Source organism: Balneola sp. (genome assembly GCA_003712055.1).
Lineage (GTDB): Bacteria > Bacteroidota > Rhodothermia > Balneolales > Balneolaceae > RHLJ01.
The window spans coordinates 317,397-337,714 of record RHLJ01000004.1; the positions used below are offsets into that span (position 1 = coordinate 317,397).

General features: G+C 41.0%; 16 protein-coding genes. 7 read left to right on the forward strand and 9 right to left on the reverse strand.

Annotation, left to right across the window (positions count from 1 at the left end):
- The first annotated feature begins 14 nt into the window (after positions 1-14).
- Together hutI and hutG are read left to right on the forward strand one after the other, a co-directional pair.
- Complete coding sequence (hutI, locus tag ED557_11220; protein ID RNC83424.1) at positions 15-1,244, forward strand: imidazolonepropionase; 1,230 nt, start codon at positions 15-17, stop codon at positions 1,242-1,244.
- The gene (hutG, locus tag ED557_11225; GenBank protein RNC83263.1) at positions 1,225-2,202 is read left to right on the forward strand and encodes a formimidoylglutamase; all 978 of its coding nucleotides are present in this window, start codon (positions 1,225-1,227) and stop codon (positions 2,200-2,202) included. Before hutI ends, hutG begins: the two co-directional genes overlap by 20 nt.
- Positions 2,203-2,296: 94 nt before the next feature.
- Here the strand turns inward: hutG and ED557_11230 are convergent, their stop codons facing one another.
- The 5 genes from ED557_11230 to ED557_11250 are packed head-to-tail and all read right to left on the reverse strand — an operon-like array spanning position 2,297 to position 6,569.
- Positions 2,297-3,193: an EamA family transporter gene (locus ED557_11230; protein RNC83264.1), complete on the reverse strand. Its 897-nt coding sequence runs from the start codon at positions 3,191-3,193 to the stop codon at positions 2,297-2,299.
- Between the two features lie 56 nt (positions 3,194-3,249).
- Positions 3,250-3,996, reverse strand: a complete 747-nt coding sequence (locus tag ED557_11235) for an ROK family protein (GenBank protein RNC83265.1) — start codon at positions 3,994-3,996, stop codon at positions 3,250-3,252.
- A 39-nt stretch (positions 3,997-4,035) separates the two neighbouring features.
- Positions 4,036-5,001 (reverse strand): endonuclease/exonuclease/phosphatase family protein, encoded by a 966-nt coding sequence (locus tag ED557_11240; protein RNC83266.1) that lies wholly within the window; start codon positions 4,999-5,001, stop codon positions 4,036-4,038.
- A 49-nt stretch (positions 5,002-5,050) separates the two neighbouring features.
- Complete coding sequence (locus ED557_11245) at positions 5,051-5,383, reverse strand: TraR/DksA family transcriptional regulator (GenBank protein ID RNC83267.1); 333 nt, start codon at positions 5,381-5,383, stop codon at positions 5,051-5,053.
- Positions 5,370-6,569 carry an MFS transporter gene (locus ED557_11250; protein RNC83425.1) on the reverse strand — a complete coding sequence of 400 codons (1,200 nt, stop codon included), beginning with the start codon at positions 6,567-6,569 and terminating at the stop codon, positions 5,370-5,372. Before ED557_11250 ends, ED557_11245 begins: the two co-directional genes overlap by 14 nt.
- A 152-nt stretch (positions 6,570-6,721) precedes the next feature.
- On the opposite strand from ED557_11250, the gene ED557_11255 reads away from it, so the two are divergent.
- Positions 6,722-9,361 (forward strand): T9SS C-terminal target domain-containing protein, encoded by a 2,640-nt coding sequence (locus tag ED557_11255; protein RNC83268.1) that lies wholly within the window; start codon positions 6,722-6,724, stop codon positions 9,359-9,361.
- Positions 9,362-9,527: 166 nt separating this feature from the next.
- Here the strand turns inward: ED557_11255 and ED557_11260 are convergent, their stop codons facing one another.
- Entirely contained in the window at positions 9,528-10,004 is a 477-nt protein-coding gene (locus ED557_11260; protein ID RNC83269.1) for a DUF456 family protein, read from the reverse strand.
- Positions 10,005-10,167: 163 nt separating this feature from the next.
- On the opposite strand from ED557_11260, the gene ED557_11265 reads away from it, so the two are divergent.
- Positions 10,168-11,724 (forward strand): MFS transporter, encoded by a 1,557-nt coding sequence (locus tag ED557_11265; protein ID RNC83270.1) that lies wholly within the window; start codon positions 10,168-10,170, stop codon positions 11,722-11,724.
- A 52-nt stretch (positions 11,725-11,776) separates the two neighbouring features.
- Here the strand turns inward: ED557_11265 and ED557_11270 are convergent, their stop codons facing one another.
- From ED557_11270 to ED557_11280, 3 genes are all read right to left on the reverse strand, one after another.
- Positions 11,777-13,213: an amidohydrolase gene (locus ED557_11270; GenBank protein RNC83271.1), complete on the reverse strand. Its 1,437-nt coding sequence runs from the start codon at positions 13,211-13,213 to the stop codon at positions 11,777-11,779.
- Between the two features lie 132 nt (positions 13,214-13,345).
- Positions 13,346-14,044: a hypothetical protein gene (locus ED557_11275; protein ID RNC83272.1), complete on the reverse strand. Its 699-nt coding sequence runs from the start codon at positions 14,042-14,044 to the stop codon at positions 13,346-13,348.
- 340 nt (positions 14,045-14,384) lie between these two features.
- On the reverse strand, positions 14,385-15,032 hold the full coding sequence (locus tag ED557_11280; GenBank protein ID RNC83273.1) for a hypothetical protein: 648 nt from the start codon (positions 15,030-15,032) through the stop codon (positions 14,385-14,387).
- 186 nt (positions 15,033-15,218) lie between these two features.
- On the opposite strand from ED557_11280, the gene mnmE reads away from it, so the two are divergent.
- The 3 genes from mnmE (at position 15,219) to ED557_11295 (ending at position 20,008) form a co-directional block, all read left to right on the forward strand.
- Positions 15,219-16,595 carry a tRNA uridine-5-carboxymethylaminomethyl(34) synthesis GTPase MnmE gene (mnmE, locus tag ED557_11285; protein RNC83274.1) on the forward strand — a complete coding sequence of 459 codons (1,377 nt, stop codon included), beginning with the start codon at positions 15,219-15,221 and terminating at the stop codon, positions 16,593-16,595.
- A gap of 197 nt (positions 16,596-16,792) precedes the next feature.
- A complete protein-coding gene (locus tag ED557_11290) occupies positions 16,793-17,443 on the forward strand; it encodes a hypothetical protein (GenBank protein RNC83275.1) in 651 nt (216 codons plus the stop codon).
- Between the two features lie 102 nt (positions 17,444-17,545).
- Complete coding sequence (locus tag ED557_11295) at positions 17,546-20,008, forward strand: hypothetical protein (GenBank protein RNC83276.1); 2,463 nt, start codon at positions 17,546-17,548, stop codon at positions 20,006-20,008.
- The last annotated feature ends 310 nt before the right edge of the window (positions 20,009-20,318 follow it).

A 20,318-nucleotide genomic window follows, 5' to 3' on the forward strand; every position in this document is an offset into this window, starting at 1 on the left:
CAGCTATGACTGATATAAAATTATATGGCCCTTTTTGTGAAATTGTAACCATGGACGGACTTTCCCTTCATGGACCTTTACAGGATCATGAACTTCCAGTGATAAGAAATGCCGGGATAGTAGTCCAGGATGGTAAGGTACTAGATATCGGTGGGTATCATCAGCTATTTAAAAAATATGCTGCTGCGGAACGAGTACTTACCGAAACTAAACATCAGGTAGTAGTGCCAGCTTTTATTGACTGTCATACCCATATCTGTTGGGCTGGAAATAGAGCCAATGATTATGCCATGAGAGTTTCAGGGAAAAGTTATCTGGAAATAGCTAAAGCAGGGGGTGGAATTATGGATACAGTGTTGGCTACCCGAAGTGCTACTCAAGAAGAATTGGTAACGCTTATTCTTAAAAGAACAGAATCCCTATTGGCTCAGGGGGTAGCGATTGTAGAAGTTAAATCTGGATATGGCTTGGATCTTGATAATGAGCTCAAAATGCTCAGAGCAATAAAAGAAACGAATAATCATACTTCGGCTAAATTAATCCCAACCTTTTTGGGAGCTCATATCAGGCCAAAGGATTTTGAGGGCACACATAAAAAGTACCTGGCTTATTTAGTAAATGAAGTTGCACCAAGAGTATTAGAAGAAGGACTTGCGAAGCGAGCGGATATTTTCGTTGAAGAAGGTGCTTTTGATATCGAACTATCTGAATGGTACATCAAAGAAATGCAAAAACTCGGTTTTGAGATGACGGTTCATGCAGATCAATTCAGCTCCGGAGGAGCAAGTCTGGCTGTAGAGACAGGTTGCATTTCAGCAGATCATCTTGAAAGTATCGATGAACATTCCATCACTAAATTTAGGAATTCCAAAACCGTAGCAATAGCACTACCCGGTGCTTCTTTAGGATTGGGGATGGCTTTTACACCATGTCGTCAATTGTTAGATAATGACGCATGTGTAGCCATTGCTACCGATTGGAATCCAGGTTCCGCTCCAATGGGTCATTTACTTGCCCAGGCTTCCATTATTGGCGCCAACGAGAAGATGAGCATCGCAGAGACACTGGCTGCTATAACCTATCGATCGGCATATGCTTTGAGAGTTAATGCTGGAACTATAAGGATAGGCGATAATGCAAGGTTTACAGTTTATGAGGGCGATGACTTTCGAAATATTTTTTATAGCCAGGGTCAGTTACATCCAACCCATACTATTATAGGTGATGAGTGCATCCAACATTGATTTAAATTACTACCAGGCCCCTCAAAAAGATGTGTGGATAGGGCGGACAGATTCGGATACCGATTCTGATCAATTTCGATACCATCAGGTCGCCAAACCTGTTCATCTCGATAGAATTTCAGAAAGCAAAGAAGTAGCGCTGTTAGGATTTACATCAGATCAAGGCGTAGTGCGAAACAAAGGGAGAATAGGAGCTTCGAAAGGACCTGATTCATTTAGGTCGGCAATTGGTTCTTTATGTTGGCACGGAGAGCAATCCGGATTTATAGATGTAGGAAATATCCTTCCAAAATCTGGAAATTTAGAAGTAGCTCAGGCAGAACTGGGAAAGGGAGTAGCCCATCTTCTAAGAAATTCGAAAAAGAGTTTTGTGATAGGTGGTGGACATGAAACAGCCTTTGGTCATTATCTTGGGATAGCAGATTATCTATCATCCTCAAAACCAGATGCTAAGCTGGGCATTCTAAATATAGATGCCCATTTTGATCTAAGACCTTACGACGGAACTCCTCATTCAGGATCACCCTTTCTCCAGGCTCATGAACACGCTCAAAAAGAGAACATGGATTTAAGGTATTTTGTGTATGGGCTTAATCGGCACAATAATACTGCGTCACTTTTTAAGACAGTCGAGAGTTTAGGCGTTCAATGGATAGAGAACCAAGAAGTCATGTCTGAAGAGGAAGCGTCTTTAGAAAAAGTAGCAGCTTTTATCGAGGAGAGAGACTACATCTACCTAACGGTTTGCCTAGATGTATTTAATGCCGCTATTGCTCCCGGAGTAAGTGCTCCAGCCTGGAATGGGATTTTTGCAGAGCATGCTATCAAGGTTATCGAGCTAGTAAAGAACTCCGGGAAGCTCTTGTCTATGGATGTATGTGAGTTGAACCCTGAGTTTGACCAGGATAATCGAACAGCGAAACTGGCAGGAACGCTCTTTGCAGAGTTTTTGGATTGATTTTTTTAATGTCATCCTGAGGCTACTGCCGAAGGATCAACGTGGATATTGAGTAAGTATGATCCTTCGCAAGTATGCTCAGGATGACTACAGTCTACTCCGCTACCTCAACTTTCCGCTTCCTTGAAAGCCTCAGGGCAATCACATTACCAATGATAATCAACGCTGCACCTGAAAAGCTGATGACTGTCCAGGTATAGCCTTCCAGGAAAGTGGAAATGGTCAGTGCTATGATGGGAATAACCAGGGAAACATAAGCAGCCTTACTGGCACCGATTTTTCCAATCAATGTAAGGTAAGAGCCAAAGGCGATGATTGAACCAAAAATTGTGAGATATATCAATGACAGGGTATAATCGAGGGTCATTTCAAAGGTGGGGGTTTTCCCAGAAAAAATAGCCACCAGGAACATCGCAACGGCTCCATAAAACATACCAAAGGCATTGGATTGAATAACCGGAATACCGGCGGCCTGGTTACGTGCCGATGTGATATTTCCAAAAGAAGCGATGATAGTTCCACCAATGGCCATGAGGAGTCCCATAATCTTGGTATCCGAAAAGGTGAAATGAGATAAATCCTCCTGGAAAATGAAGGCCGTTCCTATAATTCCCAACACTCCCCCGAAGATCACTTTCTTCTCAAAAGGAGTTTTAAGGAAAATCCTACTGTTGATCATGTTGAAGAAAACGAGCAGGGAGAAAATCAAGCCAACTACCCCACTGGTTAGATACAATTCCGACATATACATCAACCAGTAATTGAAACCGAATATCAGAAGGCCCTGGAGCAGAATGAAAGCATGTTCCTTTCTGGTGAATTTTAGATTAAGCTTCATGATGGAACAAATCACCAGCATTAATACTCCCGCAAGTGCAAAACGATAGGATACTGAGAATAAAGGATCTACTTCACCAACCTGGAAAGTGATTACGTACCAGGTAGAACCCCAGATCAAACAGGGAGTGACAAAAAGGAGGATATTTTTCAAATCTTAGCCGTCTCAGCGTTCGGGAAAAATGTACACAAGACTTTTAAGGAATCCGATCAGGAGATTGCAAAATCTTTTGCTGAAAGTGCCGCACCGATAATACCTGCGTGATTACGACTTGCGGCAGGAACAACACGAGCTTCAACATCAATGTATTCTTTAAAAGAATCGAAATCTTTGCTTACACCTCCACCAATTATGAACAAGTCTGGCCAGAACAACGCTTCCATATATTGGAGGTATTTATTTACTCGCTTGCCCCATTTTTTCCAGCTCATCTCATTCTTTTCGCGAACGGAATTGGCTGAATAATGCTCGGCCTTCTTTCCGTTTTTTAGATAAACATGGCCAAATTCTGTATTTGGAATCAATTGGTCATTTCGAAAGATTGCTGTTCCGATTCCTGTTCCGAAAGCAGCCATTACCACAGTACCATGTTCCCCAACTCCGGCGCCAAAGTTCATTTCGGCATAAGCGGCGGCATCCACATCATTAACTAAATGTACCGGGCATCCAGTTTCTTTTTCAATTCGCTTAGACGCATTCACTCCAATCCAGGAGTTATCTATATTCGCAGCAGTTCTTATGATTTCATTTACAACCGCTGCGGGGAACCCACAACCGATTGGACCATGCCAATCAAAATGCCGAATGATTGCAATCATCGTTTCAATCATTGCATCCGGCGTGGCGGGTTGTGGGGTTACGAGCCGAAAACGCTCCGTAATTAACTCCCCTTTTTCTGTATCGACAATGGCTCCTTTTATCCCTGAGCCTCCAACATCTATTCCTAAAATTTGCATGGTCGAATATCAGCAAAGTAAACTGGCAATCAAAATGCCTTAGTCCGAAGCAACAATATCAGCGATCATGGGCAAATGGTCGGCAATAAAATCCATAGAATCAGGTGAAAAAGGGGTGAAGACCTGGACGGAATTAACAAGCTCAGGCATCATGAATTCATTAGGAATGATGTGATCGATTCTCCAAAATACTGAGTCAGCCGGATGTGAGAATATTCCAGTTCCAGCCAAAGGATCAATAAAACGTAAATCCGTTGAATCACCTAAAAAGGCGTTGAATTCATCACTATCAGGAGTAGCATTAAAATCACCTACAACCAACAGGTTTTGATCATGATCCAGGCTTATAAATTTTGAGAATTGGTCCCTCATTAGGTTGATCATTCCTAGTCTCCATTGTTCATTTCGTTCTCCACGACCAGCTTTCAAATGCACTCCGGTAAGATTGAAGTCATACTCCTCATTTACTAATACATCCACTGACCACATCCTGTTATTAATAAAGGTCTGCATAGCTGGTGTTCCGTCGTCATTGGTTTGCCCAATAATTGGGGTATTGGAAGTAGCATAACTATAAAAAGTACCCAGAGGAACCCGGCTCAGAATCACCACATTCATATACCAGTCATCACTTTCCAATCCTCCATACACCTGATAGCCTAATTCAGGGAAATATTCGTCTGCCAGAACCTTTGCATAGGTACTGCTTTCAAACTCCTGGAATACGACGATATCGGCATCAGCCAGTTTTAATACTTCTGCCAGTTGAGCTCTCCGTTCAGGCATATTTGTTGGAGGATTATCCTCACGTCGGTTATTGATATATGGGTTATCGAAATCATCCACGAAATGCTCCACATTCCAACTCAATACCCGAACTGTATCGAGAGGGGTGTACCAAGCGGGCCATGCTAGTTCAGATTGTGTAGTATTGTTGTCAGGATTTGGCTGATCGATAGAGCAGGCTAAAAAAAGAAGAGGGAGAAAAAGTAAAAATCGGTTCATTAGATAAAGTTTTTACCAATGATACCCAGGCTATGTTAAGCGGGTATAATCAACCGGCGCAAGAAACACATCTTGTTGCATGAGGCATGTATTCCAATCGCCCAAAGGGAATTTCCTTTCCGCATTTTAGGCAACGTCCAAAGTCTTTTTCATCAATTCTATCCTGGGTTCGTTCTAGTCGTTTTAGCAGCTTTTCCTTATCCCTTAAAGCAGCATCGTTAATGGCTTTGTTATTGATGGCGTCCATTCTCGATACTCTTCCTATCGAGGCGTCCAAGGGAATCGGTTTGGTAAACTCCTTTAGCTCAGCTATTTCTTTATTCAAAGCCTGGATTTGAACTTTAATGATGGCACTAATTTTTTTCTTATCAGAAGTATTCATTTACCTCCTGTTTATACCTTGAGATAGCTAACAGTCCCAAAACGGGCCCAACCAGCATAATCAAGAATACCATTGGGTTTGAATTAGCAGACCAAATCAGGTTCACTAATTGAATACTTACAATAGTAAGTGCAAATCCCAGGCTGTTCACAATAGTAAGCCCAGTGGCTACATACTCAGAAGGGGATGATTGAGCCACTAAGGTTGAAAATTGGGGACTATCAGGGATCACAAAAATTCCCCAAATCAACATAACCAGCAGGAAAACAACAATAGGTGCAGAAAAGAGAAAGGGTAGAACCAGGCAACAAAGCCCAGAAATGACCAGACTCACTATGGCCACCTGTTTACTTCGATTGCCAAGAGATAAATGCCCTCCTATGGCACAGCCCACACCCCCAATTCCAATAATGATAAAAGCCCACAAGGAAATACTGATAGACTCGAGTTCATTAGTGGCCAGGTAGTAAGCAAGCATGATCGGGACAAAGGCCCAAAAGGTATAGAGTTCCCACATATGTCCGAAATAACCAAAAGCAGCCGATCGGAAATTGGGGATCTTGAATAGCTCCAGGATAGCACGGACTTCAATTTTTGAGTTGGAGTTCTTTTGGCGATTAGGTCCGTCCTTAACAGTCAGGAATAAAAGAATTCCTCCAAACGAAGCCAGGATGGATGTTCCAATAATCACCGAATGCCAGGAAAAAGAGCTGCCGGAATACTTAAGTAAGTGAGGAAAAGCTGTTCCCAAAACAAGTGCCCCCACTAAATAGCCCAGGGCTTTTCCCAATCCTTCTTTGTGCCAGTCGGAGGCTATTTTCATTCCCACCGGATAAATCCCAGCAAGGAAAAAACCAGTCGCTAATCGGGCAAACATGATCTCGGTAAAATTAGTACTCCAAATGGCGGTCAGGTTAGCTAAAGCTCCGGCCAGGCTACAAAAAAGGAAAACCTTAACCGGAGAAAAGCGATCAGCCAGGTTAATGAAAGCAAAAACCAGGGTGCCAATAATAAAGCCAGATTGTACAGCCATGGTGATGAAGCCTACAAACATCTCCAGCAAATTGAGTTCTGCAATCAGGTCGTCAACAACGGCATTTCCTGCAAACCAAAGAGAAGTTCCTGCAAATTGGGCAAATACTATGACCGGTAATATATGTTTGGGGTTAGCCTGCACCTGCCAAATAAACAAAACTAAGTATGCATTGACAATGTGATTATCCAATTATCAATTGTTCAATGTTCAATGTTCAATGTTCAATGTTCAATGTTCGATTCCCTTCCGCTTGGCAATTTTTTTTAGCATACTATGTTAGTGCCTAATAAGTCGTTTGTGTTATGAAGCTATTCAAACTTGCCTGCCTTTGTACTCTTGTTCTATTCGGAATTCTCTTTTTTATAGAACCCCCTACTGAACAAAATCAGCTTTTAACTCCTGAAGATGGCCCTGCAACAGGGGCCAAACTTGCCCTGGATTATGTGAGTTTGGCCAGAAGCTATCCCAATTTTACAATTCCGGATCAGGGTTTTGCTCAGGCTTTCGAGGAAGTTCAAGTTTCTAATGAAAGAGCAAAAGCGAAAGGATTTGTGAACCCAGATTGGACAGCTATGGGCCCGATTAACATCGGAGGGAGAACTTTGGCTTTGGCTATTCATCCTGATACTCCTGATATCATGTTTGCAGGCTCGGCTAGCGGAGGGATTTGGAAAACTACTTCGGCCGGAGTTGGACTAAATGCCTGGGAATATGTGAGTACCGGTTTTCCTGTTCTTGGAGTAGCAGCGATAGCGATGGATCCTCAAAATCCAGATGTGATGTACATTGGTACAGGCGAATCTTATGGTACAGAAACTCTCATGCCCGGTGTTGGTCCGGTACGAACTACTCGTGGAAGCTATGGGATAGGAATCCTTAGAACAGAAGATGGAGGTGAAACCTGGGAGAAAAGCCTGGATTGGACCGTTGATCAACGGCGAGCAGTACAGAAAATCCAGGTAAATCCGCAGAATTCATTATCAGTTTGGGCAGCTACTACAGAAGGAACCTACAGAACCTTGGACGGAGGTGAAACCTGGGAGCTTATTCATAATGTGGCTATGGCCACGGATATTGCCATTAATCCTGTTGATACCACTAAGGTATTTATTACGAATGGCGGACAGGGAAGTATTGGTCATGGAGTATATAGAACTATAAATGGTGGGGAGAGCTTTGAGCAGGTGAGCCTGTCTAGCTTTGGCGGGCCGATTAGTTTTCAGGGAAAACCCGTGCTTGATATGTCACGAAGCGACCCTGATGTAGTAGTTGTAAGCATAGGGAATTCGAATGGAGCAATTGGTGCCGTTGAAGAAGCTAACAAAACCTGGCTAATGAGAACAGAAGATGGTGGCTCCACCTGGACTACAGAATTTGAAAGCAATGATTTTTATGCCCGATTTCAAGGATGGTATTCCCATGCAGTAGCCATTCATCCAACTAACCCGGATTTGATCTGGGCTACCGGGCAGCCCGAATTACTATATAGGTCAACTAATGGCGGTAGTAATATGGATACCGTATTTGCTAATCCTGCTCAACCTGCTGGTCCTAACGACTTTGGAGATCTATATCCTTTTTTAAGCAATTGGGCCGACCATCATGATATTGTATTCCATCCCCAAAATTCTAACATCATTTACTTTATAAACGATGGAGGAATTTTTAGAACTACTGATGGAGGTACCACCCTTGAAAATTGTAATTCAGGATACCAGACCGTTCAATTCTATAATGGAGTATCTAACTCCAATACGAATGGCTCATTGATGTTGGGAGGTCTTCAGGACAATAATAGTATTATTTACGAAGGAGATTTAAACTGGAGAAGGGGATGGGCTGGTGATGGTGCATGGACTGCTTTAAACCAGGATAATAATAACATAGCCTATCTTTCTGCTCAATTTGCACAGGCTGTTAAAACGGACGATCTATTTACCCAGTCTCAATTCGGAGATACCTGGGCTCGACCAAGCTTTGAGTTGTTTCCTACTTCAGAAGCTAATTTTATTGCTCCATTTGTATTAAGCCCGGTAGACAATACCACCATGTATATGGGTGGGGAAAGAATTTATAAATCCGAAGATGGTGGCGATTCCTGGTTTGCTACAAATTCAAACCTAAACCTGGATGGAAACTCTATGTCGGCAATGGCTGCTTCCCACCAAAGTGTAGACGTAGTTTATGCTACCTCAAGTCCGAAAGTAACCCGATCGGGAGTATATAGGACAATTAATGGAGGAGATACATGGATAAATATTACTAATGATCTTCCCGACCGTTTCCCTACTGATATTGTGGTAGATCCTAATAATGATGAGATTGTCTACATCACCTTTGCAGGTTTTGAAAGCTCTCATCTTTTCAAATCTATTGATGGAGGGGCTAACTGGATAGATATTGGCGGCGGCTTACCTGATCTGCCTACCTGGGCGGTAACGGTTGACCCACAATTTCCGGATCATATTTTTGTAGGTAATGAAATTGGAGTCTTTCAATCATTAGATGGAGGGGAAACCTGGGAAAACATCAATGGAAATTTGCCCGATGCTGTATTTGCCATGGATTTAGTGATTTCTCAATCAAACAGAATGCTTAGGGTTGCTACCCATGGAAATGGGGCTTATGAAATGAATTTGCCTCAAGGTTCCCCAAATGAACCAGAATACGATTTTCCGGGAGCTATCAGATTAGGGAATAATTACCCAAATCCGTTCAATCCTTCTACCATAATTCCTTATGAACTGAAGCAGCAGGGTCAGGTTAGTTTGAAAGTGTATGATGTAAACGGGAGGTTGGTTCAAACCCTGGTGGATAGGGTACAGGGAGCAGGAGAATTTTATGTTTCTTTTGAAGCTAGCGAACTACCAAGTGGAACTTATTTCTACCAGTTAAGAGCAGGCGGTGAAGTTGAAATAGGTAGGATGTTGCTGGTGAAGTAGTTGTTAGCGTGAATCGAAAGCCTTTTCATCAGTCATTCTGAAATTATTTCAGGATCTCTAGAGATTAAACCGCTGGAAAGAAGCTGTATTTTATCAACAAATTGATCTTCACAGATTCCGGGTCCCGCAACGGAATGACCTTTAATAGTTTGTTTGCTATTACCAGTTATAAGATTGCTCTTAGGAATGCGAAAGCAATCATAGCTGCTACTACTACTTTAATCATAGTTCCTGTAAGGAAGCCTACAAAAGATCCCCAGGCAGATTTAAGTGCAATATTAGCATCTTGCTTGTAGATGAATTCACCAACAAAAGCTCCTACAAGTGTGCCAAGGAAAAAGCCTACTGGCGGGAAGAAAAGTGTTCCTATTATCATACCAATGGTACTACCGGTAACTCCATAGGAAGAGCCACCAAACCTTTTTGTCGTGTACATGGGAATCACGTTTTCAAGCACTAAAATACTTACCACTATAACCCCCCATGCAACCAGGAAGAATGTTGAGAACTGTGCAACTCCACTAAGTTGAAGAATCCAAAGAGCTGCATAACTGAATGGTAAACCGGGCATAACCGGAAGAAAAGCACCGACTAGACCGATTAGAATACAAATAACACCGAGGGCAATCCAAAGTAGTTCCATAGCGAAAAAATTTACTCAAACTCACACGAATACCGAACATCAAAGTTTCGAATTGATCAAAAACATTAGAAAAGCGCTTTTTTAAATCTCGCTTGCGGTGTACAGAGCGTTTAGGTATCATCAACGCACTTTATATGTTGTAACAGCTAATTAAACTACCTCTATGTCAAATCCAGACAATGGCTCAGGCGCTACTTTTTTTGGACATCCGCGCGGGTTAGCCACTTTATTCTTTACAGAAATGTTCGAGCGCTTCAGCTACTATGGGATGAGGGCTCTTCTTATCCTTTTCATGACCAAAGCGATCATGGATGGTGGTCTGGGTATTGATGATCAAAATGCGGGGGCAATTTATGGCTTGTACACCATGGGCGTTTATCTATTGGCACTTCCTGGGGGCTGGATAGCCGACAGATTACTCGGTCTCAAAAGATCGGTTTGGTGGGGTGGAATCATAATCGCTCTTGGACACTTTACAATTGCTATTCCTGGTTTCATAGAAGTACTTGGTATGAACCCCGCAGAAACGGTCACAAAACTGGATACTTATCCATTCTTTTTAGGATTGATTTTAGTAGCAGCTGGAACAGGACTTCTAAAGCCTAATGTAAGTTCTGTAGTTGGTTCTCTGTACCCCGAAAGTGAAAGTGCAAAAAGGGATGCCGGCTTTTCTATTTTTTATTCTGGTATCAATATTGGGGCGCTGTTTGGTCCACTTATCGCCAGTTCCTTAGGGGAAGGAATTAACTGGCACTTAGGATTCGGTGCTGCAGGATTGTTTATGGTGTTTGGTTTAATTCAATACCGATATACTGAGAAGTATTTGGATGGAATAGGGGACGCTCCGACATTTGAAACAGAAGATGAGATTGCAGCAAAAAATAAAATTGTTCGCAACCTGTCTATCGCTTTAGGACTCAGTATTTTAGTTATAGTATTGGCATTTTCGGGCATTATACCAATTGATGCGGTGTACATCGCAGATATTTCTGGTTATCTGATTGTTGGCTCAGCCCTCCTTTTCTTAGGGTATGTGGCCTTTTTTGGTGGTCTTAACGATGATGAGAAAAAGAAGGTTGGAGCAATAGGTATTGTATTTGTGTTTTCAGCCATGTTCTGGTCTGGCTTTGAACAAGCAGGGTCAACGCTCAATTTATTTGCCGATCGTTTTACTAACCGTGAATTTTTAGGATTTACTATAGCTGCCGGAGCATTTCAATCTATCAATGCTCTGTTCATTATCATATTTGCCCCAATTTTTGGAGCAATGTGGGTGTGGCTAGCCCGAAAAAACCTGGAACCATCAAGCCCACTTAAATTTGCTCTGGGTCTAATCTTACTTGGTATAGGATTCCTGGTTATGTTCTTCGCTGCAAAAATTGCCGCTTCGGGAGATTTAGCAGCACCAACCTGGTTAATATTTACCTATCTGTTTCACACCTTTGGAGAGCTTAGTTTAAGTCCGGTAGGCTTAAGTCTAACGACAAAGCTTGCCCCTAAGAAATACTATGGACAAATGATGGGTGTTTGGTTTATGTCCGTTTCACTCGGAAACTTAATCGCTGGTCGAATAGGTGGGGAGATTTCCGGTGAAAGCACGGAAGCATTGGCTCAAATGCCAGATCAATATTTAATGATCGTATATACAACTGTAGGTGCAGGTTTCTTACTCTTGTTACTTATCAAACCAATGAAGAAGTTGATGGGTAATGTTCATTAATGTATAAATCATGAAACTAGAAAAGGCTCTCAACTACAGAGCCTTTTCTTTTTTACTGCTCAAAATCCAAAGGTGGTGGTCCAGCTGGGATCATTCCTTCATATACATAGTCCCCTTTTCGTTCTAAAAACTCGGAACGGATATCATCTCTTAGTTCTGGATTTTCATAGAGATCAACCATGGTCATTGCTAATGCTTTGGAAGCATAAACCAGTCCTTTATGCCCAATCGACATTCCTCCGGTAGCTACTACTGCCCATGAATGCCAGGGTGTTCCGGATGGGGCTGTAGTTCCTCTTAACCGAATAGTAGGCGTAATAAAGCTTACATCACCAACATCGGTTGACCCCCCTGTAGGATGTTCGGCCGTCTCCTTCATTGGATCGATCTTCATATCAATTCCTACCTCAGGTTTATCGGTAGCTCGCTGAATAGCTTTAGCAAACTCAATCTCTTCATCGGTGTATTCTATGGTTCCAAGTGTTTCCAGGTTTGCCTGTAGTACTGCACCTCCGGTTCTGTTAGGAAGTACTTCATGTATTCCTGAGATGAGCGAAACTTCATGTTCTACGTTAGCCATAATTGCAGCCCCATTTGCCATCTCTACAACACGATCATACACCAGCCTCATTCCATCGCGTTTGGTATCACGAACCCTGACCCAAATTTTGGAATAATCTGGTACTACGTTTACCACTTTTCCAGCATCCTGTATATGGTAATGAATACGAACAGTTGGTTTAATATGCTCACGATACATATTAATTCCATCGGTATACAACTCCAGTGCATCCCCGGCGCTACGCCCATTCCAGGGGTCGCTTGAGGCGTGGGCAGCCTGTCCATGAAACTCGACTAAAAAATCGACCAGAGCCAGACTGCTTTGCACATCTGCCTCGGTTCTGTTACTGGGGTGCCAATCCATCATTACATCCACATCATCAAAAAGACCAGCACGGATCATCCAAAGCTTTCCAAAAAACTTCTCTTCTGCTGGTGTGCCGTAGAAACGAATAGTACCCTCCAGTTCTCCGCTTTCAATTAGATTTTTGATAGCGATAGCCGCTCCAAGTGATGCAGCTCCAAAAATATTGTGCCCACATCCATGCCCTGGGGCATTTTCAATCATCGGAGATTTATAGGGAACAGCTTCTTGTGAAAGCCCCGGAAGGGCATCAAACTCACCCATAATTCCGATAACAGGTTCGCCACTCCCAAATTCAGCGGTAAAAGCGGTAGGAATTTCACCTACTCCTCGTGTTACTCTAAACCCGTGCTTCTCTGCAAAATTAGAAAGAGTTGCTGACGACTGGTCTTCTTTAAAAGCTATTTCTGCATGCCCCCAAATTTCATCGCTTAATTGAATTAAGTCTTGAGACATTTCTTCAATAGAAGCGATCGCCTGGTTTTTATTGTTATTGTCAGTGGTTTGCTGAGCAAGTATTTCTGTCGAGAAAAGGAATAGAATAAGGAATGAAATGATTCGCATAAAAAGAGCTTAGTTAGTTTTGAAAGCAGTGAACAAATAACTGTGAAAGGCAGAGAAAATCAACATTCCATAAATCAAAAAAAGCCCCATGCTTTAGCAATGGAGCTTTGATCATCTGGGAATACCGGGATATTAGAAAGCCTTGGCAATTCCAAAGTTCAAGTAAGTAGTACCCTCTATATCCATAATTCCTACATCTAATTGAAAGGACCTGTCAAGTTTATGAGCAATTCCTATTTCGAGTTTGTCAGTATCAGCATCACTATCATCGTACCATAGTACGGCATAGCCAAAGTAAAGCGCTGTAGTATTTGTTAAGTCAATAAAAGGGGTAACATTAAAATTGAAGGAGCCATCATCTATATCATTAAAAAACTCTCCATAGCCAAGATTTGCATTAAGCATAAACTTAGGGGAAAAATTAAAATCAGCCAGGATACCAATTCGAGTGGAAAAGTCTTCTTCAAGGTCATCTTGATTGATAAAAGGTAAAACAGTTCGAACAAGTCCTGTGAGAATAATTTTACCATCGTTATGGAATTGATACTTAAATAAAGCAGCCTGAGAAGTCAGATCCGATTCATCATTAGCAAAAACAACAGAACCTGCATCGAACTGTAATTCAGCGTTTTTGCCTACACCAAATCTTAGGTGTAGTTGTCCAATATCACTTATATCATCATTTAAACTACCGCCAGCTTCTAATACAAATCCACTGGTTGTTCTGGCGCTATATCCGTCTCCGGGTCGATCAGAATATAAAGTTTGAGCGTTTGTATGTATGATTGTCCCGAATAGGAAAATCATTGAGAGAGAAAAGAAACGTTTCATAATTCTAAATAGGGTTAATGTTATTAAGCTGAGTATAATTAATTTGACCAGTTTCAATAATCATGTAGACTATTAGTCTACTACATTTTTACAATAGAGATAAATTCAAAAAAGATAGTTCCGCCTGCGTTCCTGAAGCAGGAGCTAGAAAAAATGCTTCTTATATCACAGAAAGCATTTTATGAATCCAAATCGGATTTAATTTTCACGGCCAGGATATTCACTTTAAATAGTCTCAGTTGTGATGTTGACCATAAGTTCACTGCTTTCTAGAGAATCGAGCATAAAAAAGGCCTCTTAGTATCAGTAAGAAGCCTTTCATTGCTCTATCTATACATTCTTAAAACGAAGTGTTCCGATTTTCGATTAATTCGGCAATTTCAGTATGCCCGGCTTCAATAGCCCAGCTTAAAGCACTTTCTCCGGATTCGTTAATGCGATCAGCTGTATTATTACTGAGCAATAAGGTGACAACATCTTTATGTCCTTTTGAAGCAGCTAACATTAGAGGGGTCACTCCATTATTCGCCGCCTTATTTATATCTGCATTGTAAACGATCAGATAAACAAGAGACTGATAATTACCTTTCGAAGCAGCGATATGGACTGGGGTAAAGCCGTCCTTGCGGATATAATTCGGATCTGCTCCGGATGCCAGTAATGCCTCAACAGCCTGATGGTTATCATAAATGGTAGCTATGGCAAGAGGAGTATTTCCTGAACGGTTGGATGTGTTCATAAACGCACCTAATTTGGAAAGTAAGCTAACTGAAGAAGCATTGTTCTTCATGGCAGCAAGGTAAAGGGGAGTATTCCCATGCTGATCCATAATATTTGGATTTACTCCTCCTGAAATCAGTGAAGAAATGGATTTAGTATCTCCGTTATTTGCAGCAACAAAAAGGTTGTATTCCTTATCATCCTGGCCGTACGCGTTAATTGCAAAAAGGGCTAGCAGTAGTAGCACAAAAAAAGACTTAGTTTTCATGGCATTTATATTTGTTCATGTTGATCAAGCGTAAACCCTTTCTGAACATCAAAGGAACGCCTAACAATAGTACGATTGCCAAATACGATCAGTTTAACGACTTACCACATCTTGAAAGCGGTTCATCACAAAAAAACTCTAATGTCTGTAAAGCGAAGTAAAACGGGGATCTTTGTATCTTAAGCTATGCACAGCGAAATACATGAAGCACACCCAATAACTGCAATAGCCACACCGATAGGTGAAGGGGGGATAGCGGTTATTCGGATTTCGGGGAAAGATTCTATTGCAATAGTTGACAAGGCTTTCATAGGCAAAAACCTTTCTGAACAGGTATCACATACGGTTCATTTTGGCAAAATAATAGATGAAAAAGGGTTACCTGTTGATGAGGTCCTGGTAACTGTATTTCACTCACCTACCTCATATACAGGTGAAGAAACGGTAGAAATATCCTGCCATGGCGGGGTGCTTATTACTCAAAAGGTTTTAGAAACCATTCTAGCATTGGGCGTTAAAGCAGCGGAAGCCGGGGAGTTTACCCAACGTGCTTTTTTAAACGGGAAACTTGAATTAGATCAAGCAGAGGCAGTAGCAGATTTAATTCATGCTAAAAGTCTTAAAGCAATAGATGCAGCAAACCAACAACTAGAAGGAAAGCTTGGGGAGCATGTGAAACAGTTTCGCCAGCAAATTATTGATGCGACTGCAATGATTGAGCTTGAGCTCGATTTTATTGAAGAAGACGTTGAGTTTGCCAATAAGGAACAACTCAGAAATTTACTTGAAGCAGTAGATAAAGAGTTAGGGAATCTGTTGAATACATATGAAGCTGGTCGCCTTATTAAAGATGGAATAAAGGTAGTATTTATAGGGCGCCCTAATGCCGGGAAGTCTACACTGCTAAATACATTAATTGGTAGTGAACGGGCAATTGTAACTGATATAGCCGGAACTACCCGAGACACCATAGATGCTGACTGGAATTTTGACGGACTCTTATTCAAGCTAATTGATACTGCGGGCCTAAGGGAAACAGAGGACATAGTAGAAGCGGAGGGAGTAAAACGATCACAGAATGCTTTTGAAGCTGCTGATCTGGCTATTTATCTAAAAGAGCTTAACACTCCGTTTGATGAGGTGGAAAGAAGGGAAATCGCCGCACTTCAGCAAAAAGCAGGAGAAACACCATTTATACTACTTGGTACAAAAGCGGATATCGAAATTGAGAGGGAAAGCAGGATTGTTTTTGATTTAAAAATTTCAGCAGCCAATGGAGATGGAATTGATCGACTAAAAAAGCTGCTCAAGAACCGAGCGCTTGAAAACAAGCACTATGATGCAAGCAGTATACTGGTTACCTCAACTCGTCATCGAGACGGTCTTCAAAAAGCGAAAGACCATGTTCAAGCCGCTTTAATAGGGTTGAATCAGAATCTCACTGGTGACTTTTTATCGATCGACTTAAGAGCAGCCCTTAACGAATTGGGAACAATTACCGGGGAGATTACAAACGAGCATATTCTGGACTCTATCTTTTCTCGCTTTTGTATAGGCAAATAATGATACCAATTCGATGGAGTAGAAAAAAATGAGAGAATACATTGAAGTAGAAACGAAAAAGGAAAATTTATCCTTTTAAAAGTACTGTTTGTTTAAGAGAGCAAACACTTTTTTACTTTTTCGTTAACACCTATTAACAATGTTTTGTTATTTTAATAGTCTTCATAAAACTCTAAAGAGAGTAATTAAAATAAGCTATGAGAAAAAATTATTTATCCCTGAGTCTTGGTGTATTAGTATTTGCAATCGCTTGTGCACCTACTAAGACAATTTATCTTGATGAAAATTATGAAAAGAACTCCATTACGAGTTCTTTTGCAGTTGTACCAATTCAAAAAGAATGGGTTCCGGATGCAGTTATTACTCCGCTTACCGGAACAACTAAAGAATATTTATATCTTGCGCTGGAATCAGGCTTTAGTAAAAGCACTTTAAGTCCGGTAGAAATATTTAATGAAGATGTAGAATTTCCGGTTACTGCATTCGAAAGAAAGATGCTAGATGCTGAAAATCTGTCTATTGAAATCACACTTCCTCCTGATAGTTTGTTAAACTCTTTTCCTGAGCGATATGTGTACTTTTTGGAAGGTTACGGATTTAGAGTAGCTGAACAACAAACAACAGGATCAAGCTACGCTGGTAATGAAGCGTCTTCTTACCGGGTGTTAATGTTCCAAACAGAGTTTTATTTATATGATAAAACTACGAAAGAGATTATTTCCTGGGGTTTAGTTGGGGATCAGGCGCCGATAGCAAGTGATCCGGAATACAACCACTACTTAGATATTATGACAAGGGTTAGTCATAAAATTGTAAAGGAGAGCCCATTCAGAGTAGTTAGTCCGTAAGTATCAGTTAAATATTTATTTTTTTGCAACAATAACATTTATCTGTTTTTGTTGTCTAAAGGCTAGAATCATTCTAGCCTTTTTTTTATAACTCACTCTATCATGAAAAAACTCTGCTTTCTAATTCTTCTGGGCAGTACGTTCATTTACCAGAACGCTAATTCACAGGTAAGTCAGGATCAATTAAAATTTATTTCGAAGTTTAAAGCTCTTGAGAAGGAGCTGCCAAGAGAAAGAATCTATCTTCATACCGATAGGGATAGTTATTATCTGGGTGATAGAATCTGGTTTTCTGCTTATGTACAGCTTGGGAGCTTCAACATGCCCTCCGATTTAAGCAAAGTGTTATATGTAGAGCTGTATGAGCCTGAAGGCAAATTGCTAGAACGTGTAACCGTTGAAATAGAGCAAGGAAGAGCAAGTGGAAATATAAGTTTTACAGAAAAATCAGATAAACCAGGTATCTACAAAATTAAGGCTTATACGGCTTGGGCTCTTAATTTTGGGCCTTCATATGTATTCCAAAAAAATATTGAGGTTAGAACCGGAGAGGAAAGTAAACTTACTGCCAAAGAACAAGATTTTGATGTACAATTCATGCCCGAGGGCGGAATATTAGTCGCTGGATTACCTACACGGTTAGCATTCAAATCAATTGGTACCGATGGATTGGGTAAAGATATACATGGAGTGGTTTACCGGGAAGGCGCTCAGGATTCTATTCCATTTTCTACTGCACATCTTGGAATGGGTGTATTAGAATTTACTCCCCAGCAGAATGGAGAGTATTATGCTGAGGTAAACGGCAAGACCTTTCCCTTACCTGAGGTTGTTACTGAAGGAACTCTTTTATCTGTAAATGACGATCAAGATCAATTTAGTGTCAATGTTCTTTCTAACAGTACAGATGTAGCAGGTACTCCTCTTTTATTTGCTCACGTAAGAGGGGAAGTATTTTCTGCGGAACTGGTGAATATGCAAAATGGAAAGGGACAGGTATTTATTTCAAAAGCTCAGTTACCTACAGGCGTTGTGCACTTTACCTTACTGAATCAAAGCGGGCTTCCTGTAGCTGAAAGATTAGCCTTTAATAAGAATGAGGTAGATGAGTTGGAAGTCTCATTAAGCTTATCAGATGAAGAAGTGGGGTTACGTGACCGTATAGATCTTGGAATTAGAGTAGCTAGTGAGACTGTAGGAGAGTTTGCTTCCAGTGCGAGTATATCGATTTATGATGATTCCATTGATCCATTTAATAGTAACAGACCTTCAATAGTTAGTCGCCTTTACCTCGAAAGTGAACTTGAAGGGCATATTGAACATCCTGGCTTTTATTTTAGCGATCATTCACAGGCTGACGAATATCTGGACATTTTGATGATGACACAAGGTTGGCGTGCCTATGATATGTCTAGTGTATTAGAGTGGGAGAACATAGAGTTGTATTCCTTTGCCGAGCAAGGCTTCAGGGTTTCTGGAAGAATAACGGGAGGGTTACTTCGAAGAGGTCAGGGTGAAGCACCCGTAATGTTCACAATGGGTACTGAAGAAAAACAGGTTCAAGTTGTTACTACCGATGAAGAAGGAAATTTCTTTATCGATGGATTAAAAGTGTATGGCAGTGAAATGGTAGAGATAAAAGCTAATGACAAAAAGGGTAGTGATAATATTACGATAAGAATGGACGATCAATTTTCACATTTACCCACTGAGAAAGAAGAAACATCTCAGGTTATTGGGGCTTTGCTTGAGCAGGAAATTACAGAAGAAAATCAGTATGAATCTCCATTAGAGGATGAAGTTTTTGAAAGAGCAGTTGAAGCAAGTACTGAAGCGGAACAATTTATCGAAGTGATGATGCAGGGAGAGCTTGATGAAATAACTGTGACATCAGAAAGAATAGGCTTTAATGAAGAGGAAATTAACGAAGACTATACCGAAAGGATGCTAAAACAATCGGAAGCCAGAGGGAGTTATTTCGATCTGGATGAAAAAGAATGGATGAGAAGCGCTACAATGCCAACTATTATTACTCAATTGCCTGGTGTTACGTTCGTATTGCCTGATATTTTGTCCATAAATACAGGTACAAGAAGTTTTAGTACTCCGGTAGAGCCTATTTTTCTGATAAATGGAGTATTTACCGATCTCGACGCAGTGCTGTCTCTCGATCCCGATGATGTACAAACCATCGGAGTTATGCGCAGTTCTGTTGACCTGGCTATTTTTGGAGCACAGGGTGCAGGTGGAGCAATTATTATTACACTCAGAAATGGTGCCAGGTTCGAACCTGCAAAAGGATTTATTCAGACCAACCTAGTTGGGTTTCAATTGCCAGTCCAGTTTTATTCTCCCAGATATGGGGTGAATGTACCAAGTGATTATCCCACCAATGATGCCAGGCTAACGCTACATTGGGAGCCTGAATTTGAGGTTTCATCATCAGGAAGCTCATTGAGTTTCTGGGCTAATGATGTGCCGTCTACTTATCGAATCATAGTAGAAGGCGTAACAGAAACAGGTACTCCTTTTTATCAGACTAGAACAGTTACTATTTCCGAATAAGTACTAGTTGAAGTCTCGGCTGCTTTGGTAATTTTTGCGAGCCCTATTCCAAATAAAAAGCTTGCTATGAACAATAGTATCCTGGCTAAGAGTCTCTTCATGATGTAAGGATTTAGTTGTTTAGTTACCAGGATTAGTACAACTAAAGCATCAATTATTACAGGTAAATAAAAAATGTAATGGCTTCAATTAAGGGTACAAATGAGTTATTTCTTCTCGTAAGTACCCACTCTTTATTAATTCTTTAATAATCTTGTTTCTAGAGTATTAGAACCTGGCTTCCAAGGTTATTAGAAGTGTAATCATAAGA

Bases quoted from the DNA above. Each gene is read 5' to 3' on its own strand.
- hutG (RNC83263.1), top strand. From the start codon at position 1,225: ATGAGTGCATCCAACATTGATTTAAATTACTACCAGGCCCCTCAAAAA.
- ED557_11260 (RNC83269.1), bottom strand. From the start codon at position 10,004: ATGGAACTACTTTGGATTGCCCTCGGTGTTATTTGTATTCTAATCGGT.
- ED557_11240 (RNC83266.1), bottom strand. From the start codon at position 5,001: ATGAACCGATTTTTACTTTTTCTCCCTCTTCTTTTTTTAGCCTGCTCT.
- mnmE (RNC83274.1), top strand. From the start codon at position 15,219: ATGCACAGCGAAATACATGAAGCACACCCAATAACTGCAATAGCCACA.
- ED557_11275 (RNC83272.1), bottom strand. From the start codon at position 14,044: ATGAAACGTTTCTTTTCTCTCTCAATGATTTTCCTATTCGGGACAATC.
- ED557_11280 (RNC83273.1), bottom strand. From the start codon at position 15,032: ATGAAAACTAAGTCTTTTTTTGTGCTACTACTGCTAGCCCTTTTTGCA.
- ED557_11255 (RNC83268.1), top strand. From the start codon at position 6,722: ATGAAGCTATTCAAACTTGCCTGCCTTTGTACTCTTGTTCTATTCGGA.
- ED557_11270 (RNC83271.1), bottom strand. From the start codon at position 13,213: ATGCGAATCATTTCATTCCTTATTCTATTCCTTTTCTCGACAGAAATA.
- ED557_11295 (RNC83276.1), top strand. From the start codon at position 17,546: ATGAAAAAACTCTGCTTTCTAATTCTTCTGGGCAGTACGTTCATTTAC.
- ED557_11245 (RNC83267.1), bottom strand. From the start codon at position 5,383: ATGAATACTTCTGATAAGAAAAAAATTAGTGCCATCATTAAAGTTCAA.
- ED557_11235 (RNC83265.1), bottom strand. From the start codon at position 3,996: ATGCAAATTTTAGGAATAGATGTTGGAGGCTCAGGGATAAAAGGAGCC.
- ED557_11265 (RNC83270.1), top strand. From the start codon at position 10,168: ATGTCAAATCCAGACAATGGCTCAGGCGCTACTTTTTTTGGACATCCG.
- ED557_11290 (RNC83275.1), top strand. From the start codon at position 16,793: ATGAGAAAAAATTATTTATCCCTGAGTCTTGGTGTATTAGTATTTGCA.